This window comes from Methylobacter sp. (genome assembly GCF_030680395.1).
GTDB lineage: Bacteria > Pseudomonadota > Gammaproteobacteria > Methylococcales > Methylomonadaceae > Methylobacter_A.
This window is the reverse complement of record NZ_JAUXVR010000006.1, coordinates 184,859-205,600: the sequence shown is the minus strand read 5'-3', so window position 1 is coordinate 205,600 and position 20,742 is coordinate 184,859. Positions and strand designations below refer to the sequence as shown.

Below are 20,742 nucleotides of genomic sequence, written 5' to 3'. Positions count from 1 at the left end.
CCGGCTGTTCAAAGGGCTGTGACGCTGGCTTTGTGCTGCGCATTTTTTCCTTTTTCCTCTTTCTTGCTATGTTAATCTAGCTGGACGGTAAAGGGTACGAATCCGATGACCGCCCGAAGTGACGAATTTCAAGAGGGTACAATTCTTAGCGGGAAAACGCCCTTTTGATGACTTGAACGATGTCTTGTTGTGGGGATTCCAGGCAAAGCTAAACCAATATCCATTGCTCCATGCAACCCTTTAATTTCCCATTAAATCCAGATAGTTTTGACCACAAGGAAATAAGAAAATGATGACATCAAACCAGCTTGAAATTTTTATAAGTCGTATCTCAAAATGGGCGGGTAGCGCAAGCAGTTTTGTCGCCGCACTGTTCTCAGATGATTTTGACAAAAAGGAAATAATATCTGACCGACTTGAGGTTTTTACTCACCGTTTCGCAAAATGGACAGGTAGCGCAGGCGGGTTTGTCGCTGCACTGCTCTCTATTCTTGTCTGGCTTGTAGGAGGATTAGCCTATGAATTTTCTCAGGACTGGGAACGCGGATTAACGATCTATATTGGCGTCATTACCTTTCTAATGGTATTTCTAATACAGCGCGGCCAGAATAAGGAGCTTTCCATATTGCAGGTAAAGCTCAACGAACTGATAGCAGTTACGCAGCATGCCGATAACCGACTGATCAATGTAGAAGACCTAACAGAAAAGGAAATTTCAGCTGTTCAAGAAATACATCATAAAATCGGGGAGGAAGACGTTTAGAGAAAAATGTTACATAAGAATCACTGCTAGTGGTTGGAACTGGAGTCTCCAAGAAGGCGACCACAAATTGCATTAGGATAGACATTAGCGCAACTTTTCGTGCCGTTGGGCTTACAGCCCCTAGAGTAATAACCACGGAAAGCTGAGATCAGAACAAACAATAAAGAAATCGGGGTGGTTAAAATGGTTATGAAACTGAACTTTAGATTCCTCCTTACCTGCGTGGCGGTAGCCTGGTGCATTTCCACAGCGCACGCAGCCACCTTCGACGATTTCAACGACGGTATTGACGATGGTTGGACGCGTTACAATCCGATACCCGGGAAGTTCTCATTCCCTATGGAGTCGGGTAGCGTGGCTTATAAAATGGAGAGTACATGGGGCAGTCTCCTCAGTCCGGGCCGCATTGGCAGTATAAATATGAATGAGCCGGCCCATACGAAATTCCATGTGGAGGCAGATTTGCTGAATTGGACCTACAACTGGGGGGAGGACATTGGACTCTTGGCACGGATGCAGGAGCCTATCCCGTCGTACTTTCTTCCCAAGGGTTACGCCTTGCTGCTAAGGAACGATAAAGATGGAAATCCTGCCTCACGCAGGCTGATGATTGTTAAAAGCATGGGCGGAATCTCTTTACCCGTCTTTCTGACTAAAGGCCAGGGCCGTTTGATGGTGCCCGCGCCTGACCCATCCGGCGATTACCGGCTGAAGTTCTGGTCATCCGGGGGCTTTCTCTGGGGTCAGATCATTGATAAGAGCACCGGAGCAGCGATAATGATGTCGGATGGCGCCACCTACACAGATCGTATTTCTGCGGCGGAGGACGGTGCTTATACCAGCGGAAGGAGTGGCTTGATTGCTTATGTCCACATTGTGAGTTATAAGGCGGAGGGTGTGTCCCCAACCTTTGATAATTTCTATTCCGGCACGGATGCGCCCTCGGCACCGAGGCCGTAAATGCTCACTTCGCCGCAGGCGCAACAATGCATAAATTGTATTGGGCACGACCGGTCTCAAACATGATAACCCGATTTACAATGTCCTCGGCACTGCTTTGCCCTATCGGACCGGCGGTAATGCGGCCGGTTGCTGCGCTAACCAGATGCACGTAGCTTTGGTGCGGCCCGTCGGCAAGAGTTGAATTGATTAACAGCTCGGTTTCATCCTTCTCCAGTACTTTTACCGGAGCCGCACTGCCTGGATTGCAGGCGCCGAAGAAAATCAGGCCGTCTGCCGTTACCAGCGAACTCAGGGATTTTGTGAAATGAAAGAACCGTTCCGGGGATATTTCAACAGATGTCTTTTGCTCAAATAGGGGTTCGCGGCAAATAAGTTCGCAGAGGTCGAGCCGGTATCCGCGCTGCTGTATGGGGCTTGTAGCCAGTTGATCCGGTGAGCAGTAACGTTGAAAGCAGGCATGATCCAGCGGCTGTAGCTGTTTTTCCAGTCCCTTAAGCCGATGCCGGATATCGGTCGATTTCATCGGCGCCAACTCCGGCCAGCGCGAGGCCATATAGTCGCTGAATAGACGGTTTTTTTCGGTATCATAAATGATGGACAGCACATGTTTAAGTCCCGGTTGCGCCTCGGAAAGCTGAAGCAATTCACCTTTGCCCCCCGTTATCTGAAAGTCTTGCCAAAATACGACATTTTCCAGCACCGGTCCGTCAAAACCGCCATGACTGATAAAAATAACCCGGTCGTAAGGAGGCGATTGCTGCATCATTTGTTCGACCTGCCGGTAATAATCCGTCCAGCTCCAGACATCCCGCAGTTGTTTAACAGTCGCATTGAAGCGGTTGCGATAAAAGGCTTCCAGCGTGCGGGCGGGTTGCTCGGACCACCTTGGGCTCTCGGTCGTGTGCGGTTCCCTGCTCAATAAAGGCACAAGCAGCACCCGGCTCGGTGGTTGCTGCAACTTCAAGTCGCTCAATCTTCTATAGGAAGATCTGCACGACATTAGGTGACTTTCATCACTGTAAACATCGGCTGCACTCATCCACAGCAGCAACAAAGAAACCAAAAAACGGATACTCACGATATTGTTCAAAGTAAAGCTCCCCTCAGTAAGGCTGGAATCAAGATATTCCATAAAATACGTTTTTAAAGGGTTGAAAGCCCCGTGGTGTAAATCAATTCCAGCCTTCAACACACATTTATCGGCTCAATATATTGCAGGATATTGATTTAATAAGCGGCTAATTCACGGCTACCCCGGTATATCGACAAGTCAGGTATGGGTGCATAGCGCCTTTTTTCAGAGTCCGATATTGTTCGTTGCAATGCTGTTTAAAATAGTCCAATCATTCCGGCATTCTTAAAGAGTGCGCGGTGCGCCCCTACCGGGCCGAGTGGCGTTATAGGCCTAGTTAAAATTTGTTGCACCAAAAACCGACTTTCCCGCTTTGGCTGAGATATGTTGGTATTTGGCGTAAGCGGTGCCGGCAGAACTGCGCAATTCCGCTTCACTCGCCTGGTTTGCAAAACCACGTGCAATCGCTTCCAATACATAGGCTTCCGGCGCCATGAAACTAAAAGTGGTCACCACCGGCTTTGAACCTGCGGCCTGCAAATGCTCAGAGAAAAACTCCTCGCTCATGCAGGCCAGGACAACGGCTTGTTTATTATGCCCGGCATGTTTTGGAAAGCGTTCTATGATTGGCAGGTTTTGTTCGTCCATCAAGCCGTCATGGCCGATGAACACCACCATTTCACGCTCTGTCGCATTGGGCGGAGTGGCTGCCTGTTGCATAAAGTCAAGCATCGCCCGGTCAATCCGGCTGCCGCGATAAGCATCGGCGGTAACGGTGAGCTGGTCTTTCCAGGCAAACTGGCAGCGTTCTAAGATAGTGTCGCTAATATCTTTTTCGCAGCCCAACTTTCGCCAACCATCCGCCTTGCTCAAAAAGGTTTTCACGCCGTAAAGCGCACCCCAATAGAGATTGGTGCGCGGATCATCGCCATTGCCGATTTTTGCAGGAACCGGCACGATGCCTTGCGATACGTTGTCGACCAGCGACACAATCACAGAAATATGCGTGTTTGACGCGGCTACGGCACAGGGCAACAGCGCAACAAGCAGCATGCTGAATAAACAAATTGAGCGCAGTGTAATCATGTATAGGACCCCGCCTGAAAGTGTAAAAAAATTGAAAGTTATTTTACAAAACTACTACCCCAACATAAGTTGGAAAACACAAAAGTGTACCCTTAGTTCCCGTAATTCTGTGTCAGATAATCGATGATGATCTGTTTGTCGGCCTCATTGATCGGCGCACCCATACTATTGATCATCTTGCCGACTGTTTTCTCCCAGCCGGCCCGATCCGGAATCGTGGCGTGTTGGGTGATATAGTCCAAGCTGTGACACATTGCGCACTGTGCAACAACCTGGTCTTTACCCGGCCTGTCCTTTAGAAATATTTGGCTTTCCCCGGCTGTAGCCGTGGCCGCAAAAAACGATAACAACAAAATCAGCGTTCGCATCATGTTCTCCTCAAGCCAACTGAAGGGTGATTTTCTGCACAGCGTTGTGGTGGTAGCCGGAAGGATTCGGGATCGGCTCCAGCGGTTGACTGGCGCCGGAATGGCTGGTGGCTCGTGCCATGATTCGGTATGTTCCTGGACGTTTAGGTTCAAAGGCCAGGTGCCATTGGCGCCAGGAAAAGCGTCCGTAATCCTGCTTCAGTGTGGCCTGATGCCAATTGTTGCCGCCATCCGTGGAAACGTCCACGCGTGCGATGCCATTGCCGCCATCCCAAGCTACGCCTTTGATTTCAATGGGCTTGGCGCTAGACAAGGTCTGTCCGTCTTCCAGGTTGGTGATCAACGAATTGACCACTATTTCGGTGATCGGCATAGCCGTCCCGGTTTCCTGTGAGCTGAATTGTCCGTTTGGGAAGCGATCCTTGGGTATACGGTAAGCGGTCTTCATCCAAAAGCCGTCGAAGGGTTTGGATAGGACATTAAGCGCAGTCAGATGCTTGATCCAATAGGTGGCGGTCCAGCCGGGAATGATCAGACGGGCGGGAAAGCCGTTCCAGTGAGGCAACGGTTCGCCGTTCATCTCAAAGGCGATCAGGCTATTCTCATCCAGCGCTTTCGCCAGCGGCAGGCTTTTGACAAAGTCCGGCGTGGTTGGCAGTATGCCGGAATCGGCACCGGCCAGACTTACTTCCAGAGCTGATTTGTCGATTCCGGCTCCCGCGAGCACATCTTTCAGGCGAACGCCGCGCCAGAGCGCATTGCCCATCGCACCGGACCCCCACTGTAATCCGGGGACAGGCGGTTGAAACGCCTCCCGGCGATTACCGGAACAGAGACAAAGTGCGGCGATTTCAACTTGTTCGAAATCACTGCGCAATTGTTCAAGGCTGAGTTCCAATGGTGTGCGAACGGCATCGCCGCCTATGCGCAGCCGCCATTCGCCGATTTTTACCTCGGGAATGACGGCGTTATGGTAACGCACAAAGAAGCGGTTATTGGGCGTAAAGGGCGCATCGAAATAATTGATGGGGGTTTCGTAATTGGGAGGGCGGTAAGTTTGTTTGATCAGCGTCTCTTTGCCGGGAAGAGCATCCAGAATTGTTAATTTCCCGGTACCGATAGCCGCCGCCAGGCCTGATCGTTGCAACAAAGCCAAGCCGCCGAGCGCTGCCAGGCTGCTTGCGGACTTCTTGATAAAGTGTCTTCTGTCGACCATAAAAATATCTCCTCGGTTGGATGCTCAGCCATGCTTTGAACGATCAAAATTACGGAAAATCAAGGTCGGGTTAGTGCAACGTAACCCGACAGCTCTTTGTTGTATTGGGTAACGCTAACGCAACCTTATTGCTCCACATGGATGTGGTGAATGCAGATATTGCATAGAGTAATGACTCAATAGGATCTGGCTCTTGAGTCTTTAGTCATCGTGCGGCTCGTTTTGTGTCGACACTATTCAGTACGTTACCCATTTTTGCATAAACCTGGCTTCAACTGAAAGCAAAAGCCGTCGACTTTATGACTGAAGAGTACGACACCGCGAGGACCGGCATTTAGGCGAAAGCTTTAAAGTATTATGGTTATCTCCAGCTAAAATGTTGTCGAAAACATCGTACTTAAAACGCTCTCGATCAAATATTATGAGGCACGCCCTGAAATAATTCCGGGGCGTGCAAGATATTAGTCCGCAAACAGAAATTGCAAGCTAAGGTTGGCCGACCATTCCGGGCTTTGATCCGGTCTGACCGGATTATAATAGCCTTCCAGCCGAGTATTGATAGCATTTTTGCCGATTGTAAATAATTTGCCGACTCCGCCGCCAACCGGCACCGTCCACTGTTGACTGTTATCGTGATTCCAGTTGGCGATCATATCCATATCAGAAACCATATACCAGCCATTGGACAGGTTGTAATTTACAAAAGGCTGCAACACCATTTGACTGACCTCATGGCGACTATCATTACCGAATACTGACCAGATTTGTTTGATGTTAAGGCCCAGTGTCCAAGGTTTAGGTTGGGTTACCAACATGACTGCAGGGCCAACGCTGAATTTTCCGCTGCCAAGCTCCCTCGATCTTCGATCCTCCGTATCAAAGAAAAGGGTATCGGTTGGCAAAACGAAAGTAGGGCCGAAACCCCAACTAAAAATACCGGAATTTACCGGTGTAAAAAGTGATGTGAAATTCGTGTCGCCGAGACCTGATATCCCTGAACCGGGAAACGGTTCAGGCAATTCGGCGATACCATTGACTACGCCCGGTGTGCCAATAAAATTCAATGATAACTGGTTAATCATGTTCCAGTTGCCGAGTGAGACAGGAATGATAGGCTGTAAACTACCGATCGATACGCCGCCATTGTCAGCGCCGCCATGATAGGTATATTTTAATGGTATGCTGTAAATTGGACTCAAAGGGTTTTGGGCTTTGTATACAAAATCTTCGGTTTTGTAGCCCGTAGTGCTTACAGTCTCTTCGGCATAAACGCTGTACGTAACTGACGTCAGTAATAAGCTGAAGAAAAACGGCACCTTATTGATGATATTAAATGTTTTCATCATTTTCTCTTCCATTAAAGTAAAACTGTCGGGAACCGGTTAGAGCTGAAAAATCCGGTTAGGTATCTCTGTGTTAAGTTTTAGTTCCTTGCCAATGGCTTCTTGTTCAATTTGATTGAATAGGTTGCAGTCAGCACTTAAATTAAGACGCGGAAAAAGTTTCTATAGGATCTTACCGAATTTGTTCGGAAATCTATCCCTGGTTACCCAGAAGCGTCAATAGGCTGAAAATCGTTAAGTATAGACATTTTTCCTCAACTTTGCCTAAATTGGCAAGTATGTAACCATTTTAAATGGATCGAAATTGCCTTGGTGAATGTTGCGCTGCAGTCCGTAGATTAGGCTGGCGACGGCATGGACAGATGTTTGCTCCTTGGTAATGGCCCCCGGTATTGACCTCAGGGCAGACACCATTGATTCCATGGTTAGCCGGAACCTTAGCCAGCACCGTCATTCCGGGGATGACACGCTATATGGATACCTAGGCTCCCTGGCTCCGGACTCCGGCTTCCTCAGGAATGACGAGCTTTTGTTGCTGGCTGAAACAGCTTGCTAATCATGAATTTCAATGCCGGCGACCTGCTTAATTCACGACATTACGTAAAATTCACTATATTTAGTGACTTTATGTTTGCATAGCTTTCAATCCTCTGTTATCTAACTTCTTAAGTCATTAATTTTAATATATTTAATCGGCTTTGATTAGCTCCGGCACGGCACTTGCAATTAATACGGTAACATTCCGTTCTTGCGGGTCCAAGGAGACTCTAAAGCCATGACACCAACCGATAAAAATGATCGTGCTGCCTGGGCATCATTGACACACGACAGCCTTAGCGCCCAAGTCGGTAAGCGCACCCTGACCGCTGTACAGTTTTTCTTCCTCAACTTCGGCTTGTTGCTGGGCAACATCCTGGTGTTGTTCAATACCGGTGCGTTTGCTTCCGTCGTCCTGCACGCCACCGGCGATCTGGGAGTAAGCCCCAGTCACGCCAGCTGGATGCAGACCTACTATTTCATTAGTCTGGCCTTGTCGTTGCCGGTCAGTTCCTGGTTGGCAGCGACTGTTGGCGAAGTCCGGCTGTATCTGTGGTCCATGATCGCGATGATGCTGGCTTCGCTATTATGTGCAGTAACCGGCGATTTGTTCTGGTTTTTGTCGGGCCGGGCGTTGCAGGGATTTTTCGGCGGCTTGACTATTCCGCTATCGCAAACCCTGCTGATGCGCGAATACCCGGAGTCATCCAAATCCTTTGCAGTGTCGTTGTGGAGCATCGCCGCGCTGAGTCCGTTTACGTTGGGTCCTGCCGCCGGCGGCTTGATTGCCGATCATTTGGGCTGGCGCTGGCTGTTCTACCTGAACGTGCCTTTACCGTTGCTGGCGGCGGCGTTGGTTTGGGCTTTGTTGTTCGATAGGCAATCCCAGCAACGGAAAATGCCGTTCGATGGCGTGGGCTTTTTGTTGCTGGCCGCCGCACTGGTTTGTTTGCAGACTGTGCTGAATCAAGGCCAGGATGCGGACTGGTTCAACTCGAGCCGGTTGATTGTCGTAGCGATTGTCGGTTTTCTGATGCTGGCCTATTTCATCGTCTGGGAACTGGCGGAGCGTTCGCCGTTGCTGGATTTGCGGCTGTTCGCGCGGCGCAACTTCGCGATCGGCAGCATCATGCTCAGCGTCAGCTTCATGTTGATGTACGGCCTGTTGTCGGTGCTGTTGGTGCGTTTGCAGGTGGTGGCCGGTTATACCTCGTTTCTGGCCGGTAGCGTGTTGTTGCCGCTGGTGTTTCTGGCCAAGCCGATGGCCAGTGTGATGCATCGGGTTGTGCATCGTTTTGATGCCCGCGTGCTGGTCAGTTTAAACATGCTGCTGTTTGCGGTGTATTGCGGCTGGATCAGTCGCTACGACTTTTTCGGGCGCGGCGGTTGGTTTACCCAGCCGTTGTGGTCGCAGGTGTTGGAGGGTTTTTGTCTGGGTGCCTTGTTCGTGCCGTTGACCACGCTGTTTCTTTCCGGTCTGACGCCGAGACGGCAAACCCAGGCGGTGGAATTGGGCGGCATGCTGCGGGTGTTGGGCGGCAGTGTCGCTTCGCCGTTATTAGGGATATTTTGGGAGCGGCGTGCTGCCTTCCATCAAAGCCGATTGACCGAAAGTTTTTCGTTGCACGACGGCTGGGCTGGCGATATTTTCGCCCGCTTGCATGCCGCCGGTCTGTATGGTCAATTGGCTACCGCCAAGCTGGCGGCAGTGGCGGGTCAACATGCTGCGGTTCTAGGTCTGGACGACACTTTCCAGCTGGCGGCCTGGTTGTTTTTGGGCTTGGCGGCGGTGGTCTGGATTGCCGATCCGGTCGGGCCTAAAGCGTCGGTTACGGTTAAGGAAGACCAACGGCACGCCGTTTTGGAAAATCTGATGGAGGAGTCGTAGTCATGTTCCGGTTCAATAAAACAACCGTGCTGGCAGCGGGCCTGTCGCTGCTGAATGGCTGCGCATTAATGCCTGAAGACGGAACGCGAGCCAAACTACTGGAAATGCCTAACTTAAGTCAAACACTGAGCGGTAATGCCCAAGCCGAAAAAATCGTCCGGGAATGGCCGAAGGCGCAGTGGTGGCATGATTTTCATAACGTCGAACTGAACCGGGTAATAGAAACCGCGCTGAAAGACAGCCCAAGCCTGCACGCCGCAGCGGCGCGATTGACTCAGGCTGAAGCAGTAGCCGATTATCAGGCCGCCGAGATGCTGCCCAGTATCAGTGCCAGCGCCGAATTTCATCATCGCCGCTTTTCCGCAACCGATTTTTACGGACCTGCCGGCGGCCAGACTTTTACCGGCGCGTACATTGACCCGGTAGTATTTCGCTATCATCTCGATCTGTGGGGCAAGGATAAGGCAGCACTGGAGGCGGCATTGGGTAAGGAACGGGCTCAAGCTTCGGAGTTAGCGATGGCGCGACTAGTGTTGAGCACCGCCATCGCTCGTAGTTACATCCGGCTGTGTTCGGCCGAAGAAGACATCGAGCTTGCCCATACCCTGAGCGAAAAAGCGGAAGAAAAAGTGCAGTTGGCCGAGCTGCGCGGGCAACACGGACTGACCAGTCAGGATTTGGTTTACGTCGGCAAACAGCAGCTGGAAGCGGCGAGGCAGCGCGAAGCCAGCGTGCGCAGCCAGGCGCAAGTGTTGCGTAACAAGCTGGCGGCACTGGTCGGGCAGGGGTCGGATTGGGGGAGAAATATTCATGTTGAGGCGACCGAGGTTGCCGGACATTTGCCGCAGCCGGAAGCGATATCGCTGGGACTGCTGGCGCATCGACCGGACGTGGCGGCGGCACTGTGGCAGGTGGAGTCGGCCGCGCAGTCGGTTAAAGTGGCGAAGACCCGTTTTTATCCGGACATTAATTTGGTCGGTTTTGCCGGTTTGCGTAGCCTCAATCTGAAGGATTTGTTCCTGTCTCAGGGTGCCAGTGTGGCTTATGGAATGGGACCGACCATTACCCTGCCGATTTTTGAAGGCGGGCGGCTGGAGGCGGAATTGAAGAATCAGCAGGCGGTTTACGATGCCGCCGCCGAAAGCTACAACGGGACGTTACTGGCTGCGGTGCAGCAGGTCGCCGACAGTCTGGCCGAATGGAGGCTTACGCTGGAACATGATGCCGCCCAGGAACGTGCGCTGCAAGCCGCAGGAGCCGCATCAACGCTGGCCGGAAAACGTTACCGGGCTGGGCTTAGTACTCGTGACGGCATTATCGACGCAGAAGCGGGGTTGATTCAGCAGCGCCTGACCGCCAGCGAATTGCATAGCGCCCATCTGCTGGCTGCGGTCGGCCTGATTGAAGCGTTGGGCGGCGGGTATGAAAATACAACGATGAGAGTGTCGAGCAAGGTAGGACACAATGACTGATATACAAACCAAATCCCAGCGTCATTTCGGATTTTTCCTCGTTCCCACGCGCCGCGTGGGAACGAGAGCAAATCAACAGTATTGCCCAATAAGGTAGGCAACGATGACTAATACCCAAACCAAACCCCAGCGTCACCTTGGCTTTCATCAGCGCCGGCAGCACCGCGGGTTCCGGCTGTTGCTGGTGACTGCGATCGCGTTGCTGGCCGGGCTGATTTATCTGTTTTATTGGTGGAATTTTGCCAGCCGTTTCGTGGTTACCAACGATGCCTATATCACCGGCAACGTGGCTCCGCTCAAGGCGCAAACCAGCGGCACGGTAGTGGATGTGCGGGTCGATAATACCCAGTACGTGAAGCAGGGCGATGTGCTGGTGCGTCTGGACGGATTGCAGGCGCAGGTGGCGCTGGAGCGGGCCGAAGCCAATCTGGCGGATAGCGTGCGACAGATCGAAACAGTATTCAGTCAGGCCGACATACTGCGCCATAAACTGGCTGCCAAGGAGGCAATCCTGAATCGCAGTCAACGCGATTTGGTTCGTTATCGCAGTGTGGCGGGCGATGGGGCGGTATCGGCACAGCAGATTGAGGACAGCGAGTTTCAGGTTCGCGAGCAGGAGGCCGACGTTCGTCAGGTTCGCGCCGAATTGGGCGGCGCCGAGGCTTTGATCCAGAACACCAGTCCGGCCGATAACCCGAAGGTGTTACAGGCGGTCGCCGCGCTGAAACAGGCTTATCTGGATAATGCCAGACAGCAGATTGTCGCGCCGGTGTCGGGTTTCGTCGCCAAACGCACTATCCAGCCCGGTGAACAGGTTCGCCCGGAAACGCCGCTGCTGGCAATCGTGCCGCTGGATTATTTATGGGTAGAAGCCAATTTTCTGGAAAACGAGCTGGCTGAAGTGCAACCCGGCCAACGGGTCGAAATTACTGTCGACCTGTACGGTTCCGACGTGGTTTATCATGGCGAAGTGCAGGGATTGGCTGCCGGTACCGGCAGCGTGTTCGGCCTGTTGCCGCCGGATAACGCCACCGGCAACTATATTCACATCGTCGAGCGGGTGCCGGTCAGGATTGGCTTGCGTGCCGAGGAACTAAAGCTCAATCCGTTGCGTCCCGGACTGTCAGCGGTGGTGCGTATCGATACAGGCAGCACCGGCCGACCGGTTCTGGAACCTTTAACCACGACGCCCGCTGCGGCGTATAAAACCGAAGTTTACGATCATCAGCTGGACGGTGCCGATGCGTTGATTCAGAAGATTATTGAAGGGAACAGGCAGTCAAAAAAGCAGGGGAAGTAGTTAATTAATTCACCACGAAGGCATGAAGATCCGTTCATGCAGCCGTTCGTGGTGAGTAAAAATATTAAGAGACTTTTGATCGACTGTTTAAATGAAATCATGCCGGGATAACTGCTCGATAAACCAGCACAAGACTTTGCCTTTATTGGTTGTTTTCCAGGCCATGTGGCAAGTCTCCATCGGTATCGCGTTTTCTACCGGCAGTGCAATCAGCAGCCCTTGTTCAAGCAGATGCTGAATCCGGTGGGCGGGTAAAAAACCGATGCCTAAACCCGAGCGCAGTGCATTAATTTTTTCTGCCACCGACGGCACGCTTAATAGCGGACGTTTGCTGAATACCCGATGGCTTTGTGGCGCTTGGTTTCTGGATGAATCCCTGACTACGATAAAACGGTGCTGCTCAATAAGCTGCCGGGATAGCGGCAGCGCTGCTTGGGTCAGCTGATGGCCTGGAGCAACGGTAAAAATCCATTCAATCTGCCGGATTTTTTGATATTTAATGCCCTGGTTCGGTGTCGGTTCAGTGCCTGCGCCTATGACCAAGTCAGCTCGGTTGCTGGTTATGGCTTCTTGCGCGCCGCCTAATACTTCCTCATAAATATTGATTTCAATATCAGGCAGCACCTCGTAAAACCTGGCTATTAACGGATAGATGAAATCAAAATCCAAAATTGAATCTATCGCGATATTGAAAACAGGCTCCCAGCCGCTATGGGTCTTTTTGGTGGCCATAGCCAGGCGTTCCGTTGCCTGCAGAATCTCCCTGCCTTGTTCAAGCAATACTTTTCCGGCCGGCGTTAAGACGGCTTTTCTGCCTTCCTTGCGGAACAGGACCACATCCAAATCCTGTTCCAGTTTCTGTACGGCATAAGAGATTGCCGAAGGAACCCGGAACAGTTCATTAGCCGCGGCGGCAAAACTGCCTTTTCGGTCGATTGCATCCAGAACTTCCAGCGCATCGAGGGTGATAGGATATTTCATGTTTTCTGTTTATGTTTATTGTTCAAATATTTTGAACCTATTAAGCAAAATCTATCGCTTTTTATTCTTTAAGGCAAACCTATAATGAACTTGAAGTTTCAATTTATTAAACATTTATGAGGTCATTATGAAAAACTTAATTAATAAAACACTGGTTTCCGACGCGGGTTTGGAAGCCGTCATACTGCGCGTTCCTATCGGTTTAATCCTGGCGGCGCATGGCAGCCAAAAATTATTCGCCTGGTTTGGCGGTTACGGATTGGACGGAACCGGGCAATGGATGGCATCGGTAGGTTTGAATCCGGGATTTGCGATGGCGTTATTGGCGGGCAGCGCTGAGTTTTTTGGCGGTGTCGCGTTGATTCTGGGCTTGCTGACGCGTCCGGCGGCGATGATTAATGCGATAACAATGCTGGTTGCATTGTTTTGGGTGCATTGGGGACACGGCTTTTTTCTGGATACGCATGGTATTGAATATGCGCTGGCTTTATTATCGGCAACCACGGCACTGATAGTTATCGGCGGTGGGCAGTACTCGCTTGATGCTCTGATCGAGACAAAACTATTGGAGAGTAAAGATGAATAAGCAAGCACGTCAACTTGCGGCTGTAATAAGCGGGCAAAATACTTCGGATGGGGCTGGTGTTAAACTGAAACGTGTTGTCAGTCAGCGGCAAAAAAACAGCTTCGATCCTTTTATTTTATTGGATGAGTTTGGCTCGGATGAAGCGGTCGATTACATCGGCGGTTTTCCCGATCATCCGCATCGCGGTTTTGAAACCGTGACCTATATGCTGGAAGGCGCCATGTTGCACCGCGATCATCTGGGTAATGAAGGGCATTTGCGGGCGGGCGATGTGCAATGGATGACCGCCGCACACGGCATTATTCATTCGGAAATGCCGGAACAGGAAAATGGTTTGTTACACGGCTTTCAGTTATGGATTAACCTGCCCGCTAAAGAAAAAATGAAAGCGCCGCATTATCAGGAATTTGCCGCCGAAAAAATCCCTCGCGTTGCATTGCCTAATGGCGGCTACATCAAGGTTATCGCCGGTGAATATGCGACCGAAACCCAAAAAATATCCGGCCCGGTAACAGGCGTAACGACACAGCCGTTGTATTTCGATGTATTGTTAAGCCCGCAGCAACAGCTCGATATACCGGTAGCTGCACAGCATACGGTTTTGGTCTATGTTTACAAAGGCGAGCTGGCTGTCGGCGCATCGGACCGGCTATTAATAGCCGGGCAGCTGGGGCAGTTAATTAACGGCGAGAACATACAACTGGCAACGCAAGACCGGTCGGCGCAATTTCTGGTATTAGCCGCGCTGCCGTTGAACGAGCCGGTTGTGCAGTCCGGCCCGTTTGTGATGAACAGCAGCGAAGAAATTGAACAGGCGTTTCGTGATTACCGTGACGGCGTGTTGACGCTGTAAATAAGTTTTTATCTAATCAAATAAAGGATGTGAATATGCAGCAAAAACCGGCACCAACCCGAGTAAAACTTCACGATATTATCCAGAATCGTTGGAGCCCGAGAGCGTTTGATCCTGGCAAGCCGGTGAGTCATGATGATTTGCTGGCGCTGCTGGAAGCTGCGCGCTGGGCGCCGTCCTGTTTTAACGGCCAGCCGTGGCGTTATGTGGTCTGCGATAGAGCCACCGATGAAACCGGCTGGCAACATGCGTTTGCAACACTGGCTGAAAAAAACAGGCGCTGGGCCAAGAACGCGCCTGTTCTGATATTGGCCGTCGCTATGGATAATTTCAGTCATAACGGCCAGCCTAATCGCTGGTCGATGTATGACACCGGCGCCGCCAGCCTCAGCTTATGCTTGCAGGCGACTGCAATGGGATTGATCGTGCATCAAATGGGCGGCTTTGATGCCGAAAAAGCCCGCGAGGTTTTTAATCTTCCGGGCGATTGCAAGCCGATGGCAATGATGGCCGTCGGCTATCAAACTGATGTGGGTGTGCTTGACGACGATTTTAAGGAAGCTGAATTAGGCGCACGTTCCCGCGCCGCATTGATTGAACAGTTTTATGCAGGTCAATGGGGCAGGGGAATTGAATGATGGGTTGATGATCCCGGTCTATTCAGCGGTTTCATCAGTGGGCGTTCCGCTCCCGCTGCTACGCAATGCGGTTACAGCATCGTGTAACCGCCGCAGAGTGTCTCCAAGGTTGACTATATCCTCCGGGGAATAATCATCAAATATCCGGTTAATGAATACCAGATGCTCGGGAAAAGTACGTTTGTACACATCCTCACCCGCCGCTGTCAGCTGCACAATCTGACTGCGGCCGTCCGTTTCCGAAGCCACCCGTTGCACCAGTCCTTTATCCTCCAGACGGCTAATTACGCCGGTTAAGGTTCCTTTGGTAATTAATGTCTTCTCGCCCAGCTTCTTGAAGGTCATGCCGGGCGTGTCGCCTAAGGTGATAATAATATCGTATTGCGGCAGCGTCAGATCTAGCGTGTGAACATGACTCGCCGCATAGGCCAAAAAAGCTTGATGTGTTCTTAATAGTTCGCGCAGTACCGTTGGAAAGGTTGAAGTGGAATTCATATTTTTGATGGTAATTGTTTTAATTAGTACCAGATGATAACCCTAACTAAAATTAACCTCAAGATTTTTAATGATTAAAAACGCTTGCTGCGTTATTGGAATATTGCCAACGCTCCGATCAATCGTCGGAAATGGCCGTCAACGAATGAACGGCTACACATCAGCCCCACAGGCTTTAACAAATAACAACGCTATTGGTTCATACATGGGGTGATTTTGGGTGGTTTCGGTAAGACTTGCCGACCATGAGGCTTCGTCGAGCGGAAGTAATAGCCAAGCAATCTTGCAGCAATATAGAAATAATACCTTGATAAATAACACTTGTTTTTACAAGTACGGGTAGGGCTTTTTTCGTAAAAAGCATGGCGGTAAAAAAATAGTTCTCATTAGAACAAATAATAGTACTAATCAGGACAAAGTCCTGCTAGACTATACCCATACCTAGCGATGAACTTGAATCTTTCTTACCCCAAAGCTCATTAATCGTTACGTAGAAATACTTTATTTATCAACTACGAGGTTTACCCCATGAACACATTCAAAAAAATCCTGGCTACTGTTGTTATGGCTGCAATGACATCAAGCGCTTTTGCGATAGCGAATCCGTCGTATGAAGACGTTAAAGCAGCTATCGACAATACGCTGGCGAAAGTGGAAGAGGCCAAGACGGCGCTGGACAATGGCGCGAACAACGAAGCGGTCATAGACCTGGTTACCGATGCCCGTCAATTGCAAAAAGATATTGCCAATAACGTACTTGACCTGAAACGCAATCAAGCCAGCAACGTGTTAAAGCAAGCGCGTTCGGCTCTTCAGAGCAATGAGCCGCAATCGGCTAAAGAGTCCTTAACGGATGCTTTAAACCGGTATAAAGAAATAAAACAGCTCTACGCGTCTAATCACTAAGCAAAAGGTGGATGCGCCGTCAGGCCATCCACTTTAAAAGAATCTGCAAACTAAACCCTTATCCGGAGAGTTCGAGTAAGGGTTTTTGGTTTGCATAGCTTTGAGCGATAAGGGGAGTTGGCGGTATTTTGAGTGAAAACGAAGTTAAATATCGTCTAATGCAGATTTAGCAGCGCCATCAATTGTTCTTCATCAACCGGTCGGGTTAAGCAGTAATCAAATCCGGCATCCAGCGCTCCGGTTTTTTGATTGTCGACAGCAAAAGTGCTGATAGCGGCAGTTTTTAAGGGGTTATGCTGTTTTCTCAGGATTCTCACCATCTCCAGTCCCGACATGACCGGCATGCTGAGATCGATAAGCGCGAATTTATAGTGATTTTTGCTGATGAATTGCAGGGCTTCCGCACCGTCAACGGCTGCGTCAACGGTGTAGCCGTTCAGTTCAAGCATGTTGGCCAGTATCAATCGATTTATTTCGCTGTCATCGGCAATCAAAATGCGGTTTTCAGCATTTTCTGACTGGAGCAGGTTCTGATGGTGTTCTATAGCCTGTTTTATCCGCATAATTGATGACTTACTCAATTGCGCTGTTCTGTTGTGATCCAGACATAATGCGCCTCTAAAGCCCAGGTAATCAGGCTGATAAGGCATCAGTTCGTCTATGTCGTCCAGTCTGAGCGAACCGGCCAGTCCGCAGAGCATAGAGCGATCTTTTGCCAGCCTGACAAATTGCGCTATATCGGTCTTTGTCATGACCTGAGTCAAGGAGCCGTTACTTTTGTTCATGGTGTCGAGCATTACACCTTCGAAACCGGCATTTTTTAGTAAATCTATGACGGCAAAATCAGGGGGGGTATCGGCAAATAATACCGCAATCAAGGCAAGATTTTGTTGTGCCAAGGCGGCTAATTTTTCTAGGGTTCCTTGCCAGTCGCCACCGGGAAAAAAGCCGATTTTTATATAATCGACGCCGGTTTCGGCCATGGCTTTAACTGCCGAGTAAACAATCTCCGGCTCCATGGGCAGGTCGCCAACGGTTGCGCTGACGGGACAACGGCCGCCAATTGCATTAACAATGTTTTTGACAAGATCAATTTCCAGCGCGCCCAAAGCGCCTAAAGCCGGTTGTTTCAGGTCGATAATATCGACATTCGCAGTCAACGCCTGCAAGGCTTCTTCTACGCTGTTAACGCTGGCAAGCATTCCGGTCATGAGTTGATCCCGGCTTTTGCCGAACCTGCTCCCGGCAGGTTCTCGGCATACACACCATCCTTGGCGATAAAGTTTTCAATGACGGTCATCAACCAACCCCAGGCTTCCAGTTCCCGGTCTCCGGCTGTTTTCTCCAGGCCGATGCGCAGATAGTCGATTTCGGCTTGTATTTTTTCCAGCGGAATCATGTTTAACCGGCTGATTAAAATCGCCGCTTCGAGCACCGAATATTGGGCGCGGTTAAAGCCTTTAAAGGGCGCATGATTGGCGGTGTGTACGGCTTTGCAGAATAACTTGGGCCGGGTCTCGTCGTCTTCAACGCGAACCAGTTCGACTTCGGTATGGGCCAACGCGCAGCTGAGTACTTGACCGTTGATTTTTTCTACCGGTTTTAGCGGCCAGTCGCGCCGTCCGGTCAGGCAGCCGGCAAAAACCCGCACATCATCGCAATAATTAATGACTGCGGTTTTGCTTTCCAGCAAGTTATTGAGCGTGGTTGATGGGCGGAACGGCAGGATGATAAATTCGTCTTGCGATTCATAGGGTATGTGTATGCCCATAGGCGCAATATGCGCCACGCCCGAGCTGTTTTGAGTGATGACGATGGTTTCTTGAATCATTAGTAATTTCTTATTAAACCAGGTAAATCAAAAAATGATTAAAAAAGTATCACCACGAAGACACGAAGAACACGAAGTTTTATTTCTTCGTGTCTTCGTGTCTTCGTGGTGAATAAAAAGCTTTTAATCACCTGTTTAGCAGCAGTTGGTTCCGCCTGTGGGTAATGAAAGGATGTAATCATTAGTGTTTTTTTATCGCCAGGGATGGTGTGTATGCCGCAGGCCCGCCGGGAGCGGGCGCGGCGAAAGTGGTTCCGGCCGGTTTAAAGGTATGCAGGTCAACGGTGGGTTCTGTGCTATCGGTTGCACAGCCCCATTGCAATGCTTGATCCTGGGTATAGCGTTTGCCCAATTGCCAGGCTATTTCAGCGCGCGCCAATTCAACGCCCAGATAAAAAGCATGGCCGCCATCGGATTCAACATGCAGCTTTGGAAACAGGTCGAACGGGTCGGTGGCGCTGTGCATGCCGTCACGGTTAAAAATATGCACGCCTTCGGCACTGATTTGAACCCGAAAACTGGGGTCTTTGATTTGCCCGGCCAGTTCCTTGATTTCTTCCAAATTATAAGGAAAGGGTGAAGTCTCATGCAAAGCCATTAAACCCGGATCGATATGCTTGGGCAGCATGCCATGCTCTTTGGCCGCAAACATGATGCGGCGCGCCAGATCCGCTTCTTTGACCGCACGGCAGGCATGTTTGCTGACTTCGGTTGCCAAAATACTGTTGATGTTAAGTTCCGAGCAGATGCCCAGCAGCAAGGCATTCATACCCAGCGTGTCGGCGTGGGTCAGTTCGGTGATGTTGCCGACTCCCAGCATCATTTCAATATCGGGATGATTCTTTCTGACTTCATGATAACGCACGATGGATTGTGTGAAGCCAAAATGCAGCGGATCTAAAATCGGGTCGACGATAAAATCGCGGTTTTTTGCCTGCATGATGTTGATGGCCCTATCAAGCGAAGCCAAATCTTCATGTTTTTCCGGGATCAGGATAGGTGTTGCGGCGACTTCATCGGCAACCCACAAGGTGCTTTCGTGCAGGCTGAGCATGTAATCGGCGCCCGCCTTGCCGCCCCTGAGCAAATCGTCCGCTTCCAGCGAATCGATGCTGACGGTGAAACCTTCCTGCTTCAAGGTGCGGATGATGTCTTCCATGTGCGGAAAATCGGTGCTCGGCAGACAGCCTATGTCGATCACATCCGCGCCGTTTCGTTTGTAGTAGTAGGCGCGTTTGACCACCTCTTCAACGCTGACATTGGGCGCATCGACGATTTCGGCAAAGATTTTGACGCTGTAGCGGCTTAAATCAATCTTGTGCGCGGCTTGACCGAAAAACATCGGCAAATCTTTAAGTTCGTCCGGGCCGCGTTCAATCGGCAGGCCCAAGTCTTTGGACAAAGCTTCCAGATCGCCTCGGCAGCGTCCGGGCACCAGTATGCGATCCGCGCCGAAGGTGTCGGTCAAGCGGCGGCCGATCATGTCTGCGGTCATTAATGCCGCGACTTTGAGACCCAGCTGATGCACGGTATAAGTGAATTCGGGCTGCATTTTTTGCAGGATATTATGCAACTGTTTTTCTGCCAGTCTGCCGGTAAGAAAAAGGATATGTTCGCTCATGTTAACGATTTAAGCCGTTCTTTAACTGTAATAATCAATTCATCCACACTTTCAACGACGCTCGTATATTCAAAAGTGCGTAATTTGGCGGTGCCTTCCAGGTCGATTTTACGCGGATAAACCATGACTTTGCCGCCCGGCGCAGTGGTTTCCATTTCCGGGGCTATATCGCAAGGGTAAACAATGCTCGGAACCTTGCATTTCCCGGCCTGGGAATAAAGATTTGTGACCAGCGAGTCGGCAATGCCCAGCACGCATTTGGCAACCGTATTGGACGTGGTCGGCGCCATGACAAAGGTATGGTAATAGCCCTTGTAAAAATGCCCGACCGGCGGCGCTGAAGCGGTTTTGTCGCGGTATACCGACATTTTTTTGCGGATGTCGTCGAGGTTGATGCCGTACATAAGCAACACTTCTTGTCCGGCCTGGCTTAAATACAGGTCAACATTATCCAGCGTCAGCAGGAAGTCCAGGCATTCTTCTATATAATGACCGGAGCCGGTAATGGCCCAGGCTAATCGTGGCTTATCCATTAAATTCAATCAGAGTCGAAAACATTTGGGTATTATACATCAATCAATACGCCGATTTCGCACGCTGGGCTTTTAGAAAATGTTGTAACCCACGATGGTTGCATGATTTAAGAATCTTTTATTCACCACGAACGACTGTATGGATACAGGAGGTAGAGCAATGCAGGAGCAATTGCCGAGACACGAAGATTTATTCCTTCGTGTCTTCGTGGTGATATTCTTTTAAGCTTTTGTAGATGCACCTGTTATTAATCAGAGGTTACGAAATGTTCAGTCGCGCCAGTTCCCAA

Annotated in this window: 20 protein-coding genes; 9 read left to right on the top strand and 11 right to left on the bottom strand. The window is 50.4% G+C overall.

Annotated features, from left to right (window positions below; genetic code table 11):
- Window positions 1–289: 289 nt before the first annotated feature.
- Both Q8L79_RS02280 and Q8L79_RS02275 read left to right on the top strand, forming a co-directional pair.
- Window positions 290–763, top strand: a complete 474-nt coding sequence (locus tag Q8L79_RS02280) for a low affinity iron permease family protein (protein ID WP_305267664.1) — start codon at window positions 290–292, stop codon at window positions 761–763.
- A 189-nt stretch (window positions 764–952) separates the two neighbouring features.
- Complete coding sequence (locus tag Q8L79_RS02275; protein ID WP_305267662.1) at window positions 953–1,723, top strand: hypothetical protein; 771 nt, start codon at window positions 953–955, stop codon at window positions 1,721–1,723.
- Between the two features lie 4 nt (window positions 1,724–1,727).
- Here Q8L79_RS02275 and Q8L79_RS02270 read toward each other — a convergent pair whose 3' ends face one another.
- From Q8L79_RS02270 to Q8L79_RS02250, 5 genes are all read right to left on the bottom strand, one after another.
- Window positions 1,728–2,816: a hypothetical protein gene (locus Q8L79_RS02270; RefSeq protein ID WP_305267660.1), complete on the bottom strand. Its 1,089-nt coding sequence runs from the start codon at window positions 2,814–2,816 to the stop codon at window positions 1,728–1,730.
- 315 nt (window positions 2,817–3,131) lie between these two features.
- The gene (locus tag Q8L79_RS02265) at window positions 3,132–3,884 is read right to left on the bottom strand and encodes a hypothetical protein (RefSeq protein ID WP_305267658.1); all 753 of its coding nucleotides are present in this window, start codon (window positions 3,882–3,884) and stop codon (window positions 3,132–3,134) included.
- A gap of 92 nt (window positions 3,885–3,976) precedes the next feature.
- A complete protein-coding gene (locus Q8L79_RS02260; protein WP_305267656.1) occupies window positions 3,977–4,255 on the bottom strand; it encodes a cytochrome c in 279 nt (92 codons plus the stop codon).
- 7 nt (window positions 4,256–4,262) lie between these two features.
- Window positions 4,263–5,468 (bottom strand): molybdopterin-dependent oxidoreductase, encoded by a 1,206-nt coding sequence (locus Q8L79_RS02255; RefSeq protein ID WP_305267654.1) that lies wholly within the window; start codon window positions 5,466–5,468, stop codon window positions 4,263–4,265.
- Window positions 5,469–5,929: 461 nt separating this feature from the next.
- The gene (locus tag Q8L79_RS02250) at window positions 5,930–6,814 is read right to left on the bottom strand and encodes a hypothetical protein (protein WP_305267653.1); all 885 of its coding nucleotides are present in this window, start codon (window positions 6,812–6,814) and stop codon (window positions 5,930–5,932) included.
- A gap of 772 nt (window positions 6,815–7,586) precedes the next feature.
- Here Q8L79_RS02250 and Q8L79_RS02245 point away from each other — a divergent pair.
- From Q8L79_RS02245 to Q8L79_RS02235, 3 genes are all read left to right on the top strand, one after another.
- Window positions 7,587–9,236 carry a DHA2 family efflux MFS transporter permease subunit gene (locus Q8L79_RS02245; RefSeq protein WP_305267652.1) on the top strand — a complete coding sequence of 550 codons (1,650 nt, stop codon included), beginning with the start codon at window positions 7,587–7,589 and terminating at the stop codon, window positions 9,234–9,236.
- Between the two features lie 2 nt (window positions 9,237–9,238).
- Entirely contained in the window at window positions 9,239–10,708 is a 1,470-nt protein-coding gene (locus tag Q8L79_RS02240; RefSeq protein WP_305267651.1) for an efflux transporter outer membrane subunit, read from the top strand.
- Window positions 10,709–10,811: 103 nt separating this feature from the next.
- Complete coding sequence (locus Q8L79_RS02235) at window positions 10,812–12,008, top strand: efflux RND transporter periplasmic adaptor subunit (RefSeq protein ID WP_305267650.1); 1,197 nt, start codon at window positions 10,812–10,814, stop codon at window positions 12,006–12,008.
- An 87-nt stretch (window positions 12,009–12,095) separates the two neighbouring features.
- On the opposite strand, the gene Q8L79_RS02230 is transcribed toward Q8L79_RS02235, so the two are convergent.
- The gene (locus Q8L79_RS02230) at window positions 12,096–12,989 is read right to left on the bottom strand and encodes a LysR substrate-binding domain-containing protein (RefSeq protein WP_305267649.1); all 894 of its coding nucleotides are present in this window, start codon (window positions 12,987–12,989) and stop codon (window positions 12,096–12,098) included.
- 127 nt (window positions 12,990–13,116) lie between these two features.
- Here Q8L79_RS02230 and Q8L79_RS02225 point away from each other — a divergent pair, with 127 nt between their 5' ends.
- Genes Q8L79_RS02225 through Q8L79_RS02215 form a run of 3 tightly spaced genes read left to right on the top strand, consistent with a single transcriptional unit; the run spans window position 13,117 to window position 15,066 of the window.
- Complete coding sequence (locus Q8L79_RS02225; protein WP_305267648.1) at window positions 13,117–13,575, top strand: DoxX family protein; 459 nt, start codon at window positions 13,117–13,119, stop codon at window positions 13,573–13,575.
- On the top strand, window positions 13,568–14,428 hold the full coding sequence (locus Q8L79_RS02220; protein ID WP_305267647.1) for a pirin family protein: 861 nt from the start codon (window positions 13,568–13,570) through the stop codon (window positions 14,426–14,428). The genes Q8L79_RS02225 and Q8L79_RS02220 overlap by 8 nt, the downstream gene beginning before the upstream one ends.
- A gap of 35 nt (window positions 14,429–14,463) precedes the next feature.
- Window positions 14,464–15,066: a nitroreductase family protein gene (locus tag Q8L79_RS02215; RefSeq protein WP_305267646.1), complete on the top strand. Its 603-nt coding sequence runs from the start codon at window positions 14,464–14,466 to the stop codon at window positions 15,064–15,066.
- 18 nt (window positions 15,067–15,084) lie between these two features.
- Here Q8L79_RS02215 and Q8L79_RS02210 read toward each other — a convergent pair whose 3' ends face one another.
- Entirely contained in the window at window positions 15,085–15,561 is a 477-nt protein-coding gene (locus Q8L79_RS02210; protein ID WP_305267644.1) for a MarR family winged helix-turn-helix transcriptional regulator, read from the bottom strand.
- 528 nt (window positions 15,562–16,089) lie between these two features.
- Here Q8L79_RS02210 and Q8L79_RS02205 point away from each other — a divergent pair.
- Window positions 16,090–16,467 carry a hypothetical protein gene (locus tag Q8L79_RS02205; RefSeq protein WP_305267643.1) on the top strand — a complete coding sequence of 126 codons (378 nt, stop codon included), beginning with the start codon at window positions 16,090–16,092 and terminating at the stop codon, window positions 16,465–16,467.
- Window positions 16,468–16,622: 155 nt separating this feature from the next.
- Here the strand turns inward: Q8L79_RS02205 and Q8L79_RS02200 are convergent, their stop codons facing one another.
- The 4 genes from Q8L79_RS02200 to Q8L79_RS02185 form a co-directional block, all read right to left on the bottom strand.
- Complete coding sequence (locus Q8L79_RS02200; protein ID WP_305267642.1) at window positions 16,623–17,678, bottom strand: (5-formylfuran-3-yl)methyl phosphate synthase; 1,056 nt, start codon at window positions 17,676–17,678, stop codon at window positions 16,623–16,625.
- Window positions 17,675–18,298, bottom strand: coding sequence for a DUF447 domain-containing protein (locus Q8L79_RS02195; RefSeq protein WP_305267641.1), 624 nt, complete (start codon window positions 18,296–18,298; stop codon window positions 17,675–17,677). The genes Q8L79_RS02200 and Q8L79_RS02195 overlap by 4 nt, the downstream gene beginning before the upstream one ends.
- Window positions 18,299–18,479: 181 nt before the next feature.
- Complete coding sequence (locus Q8L79_RS02190) at window positions 18,480–19,919, bottom strand: DUF6513 domain-containing protein (protein ID WP_305267640.1); 1,440 nt, start codon at window positions 19,917–19,919, stop codon at window positions 18,480–18,482.
- Window positions 19,916–20,452 (bottom strand): flavoprotein, encoded by a 537-nt coding sequence (locus Q8L79_RS02185; protein WP_305267639.1) that lies wholly within the window; start codon window positions 20,450–20,452, stop codon window positions 19,916–19,918. Before Q8L79_RS02185 ends, Q8L79_RS02190 begins: the two co-directional genes overlap by 4 nt.
- Window positions 20,453–20,742: the final 290 nt, after the last annotated feature.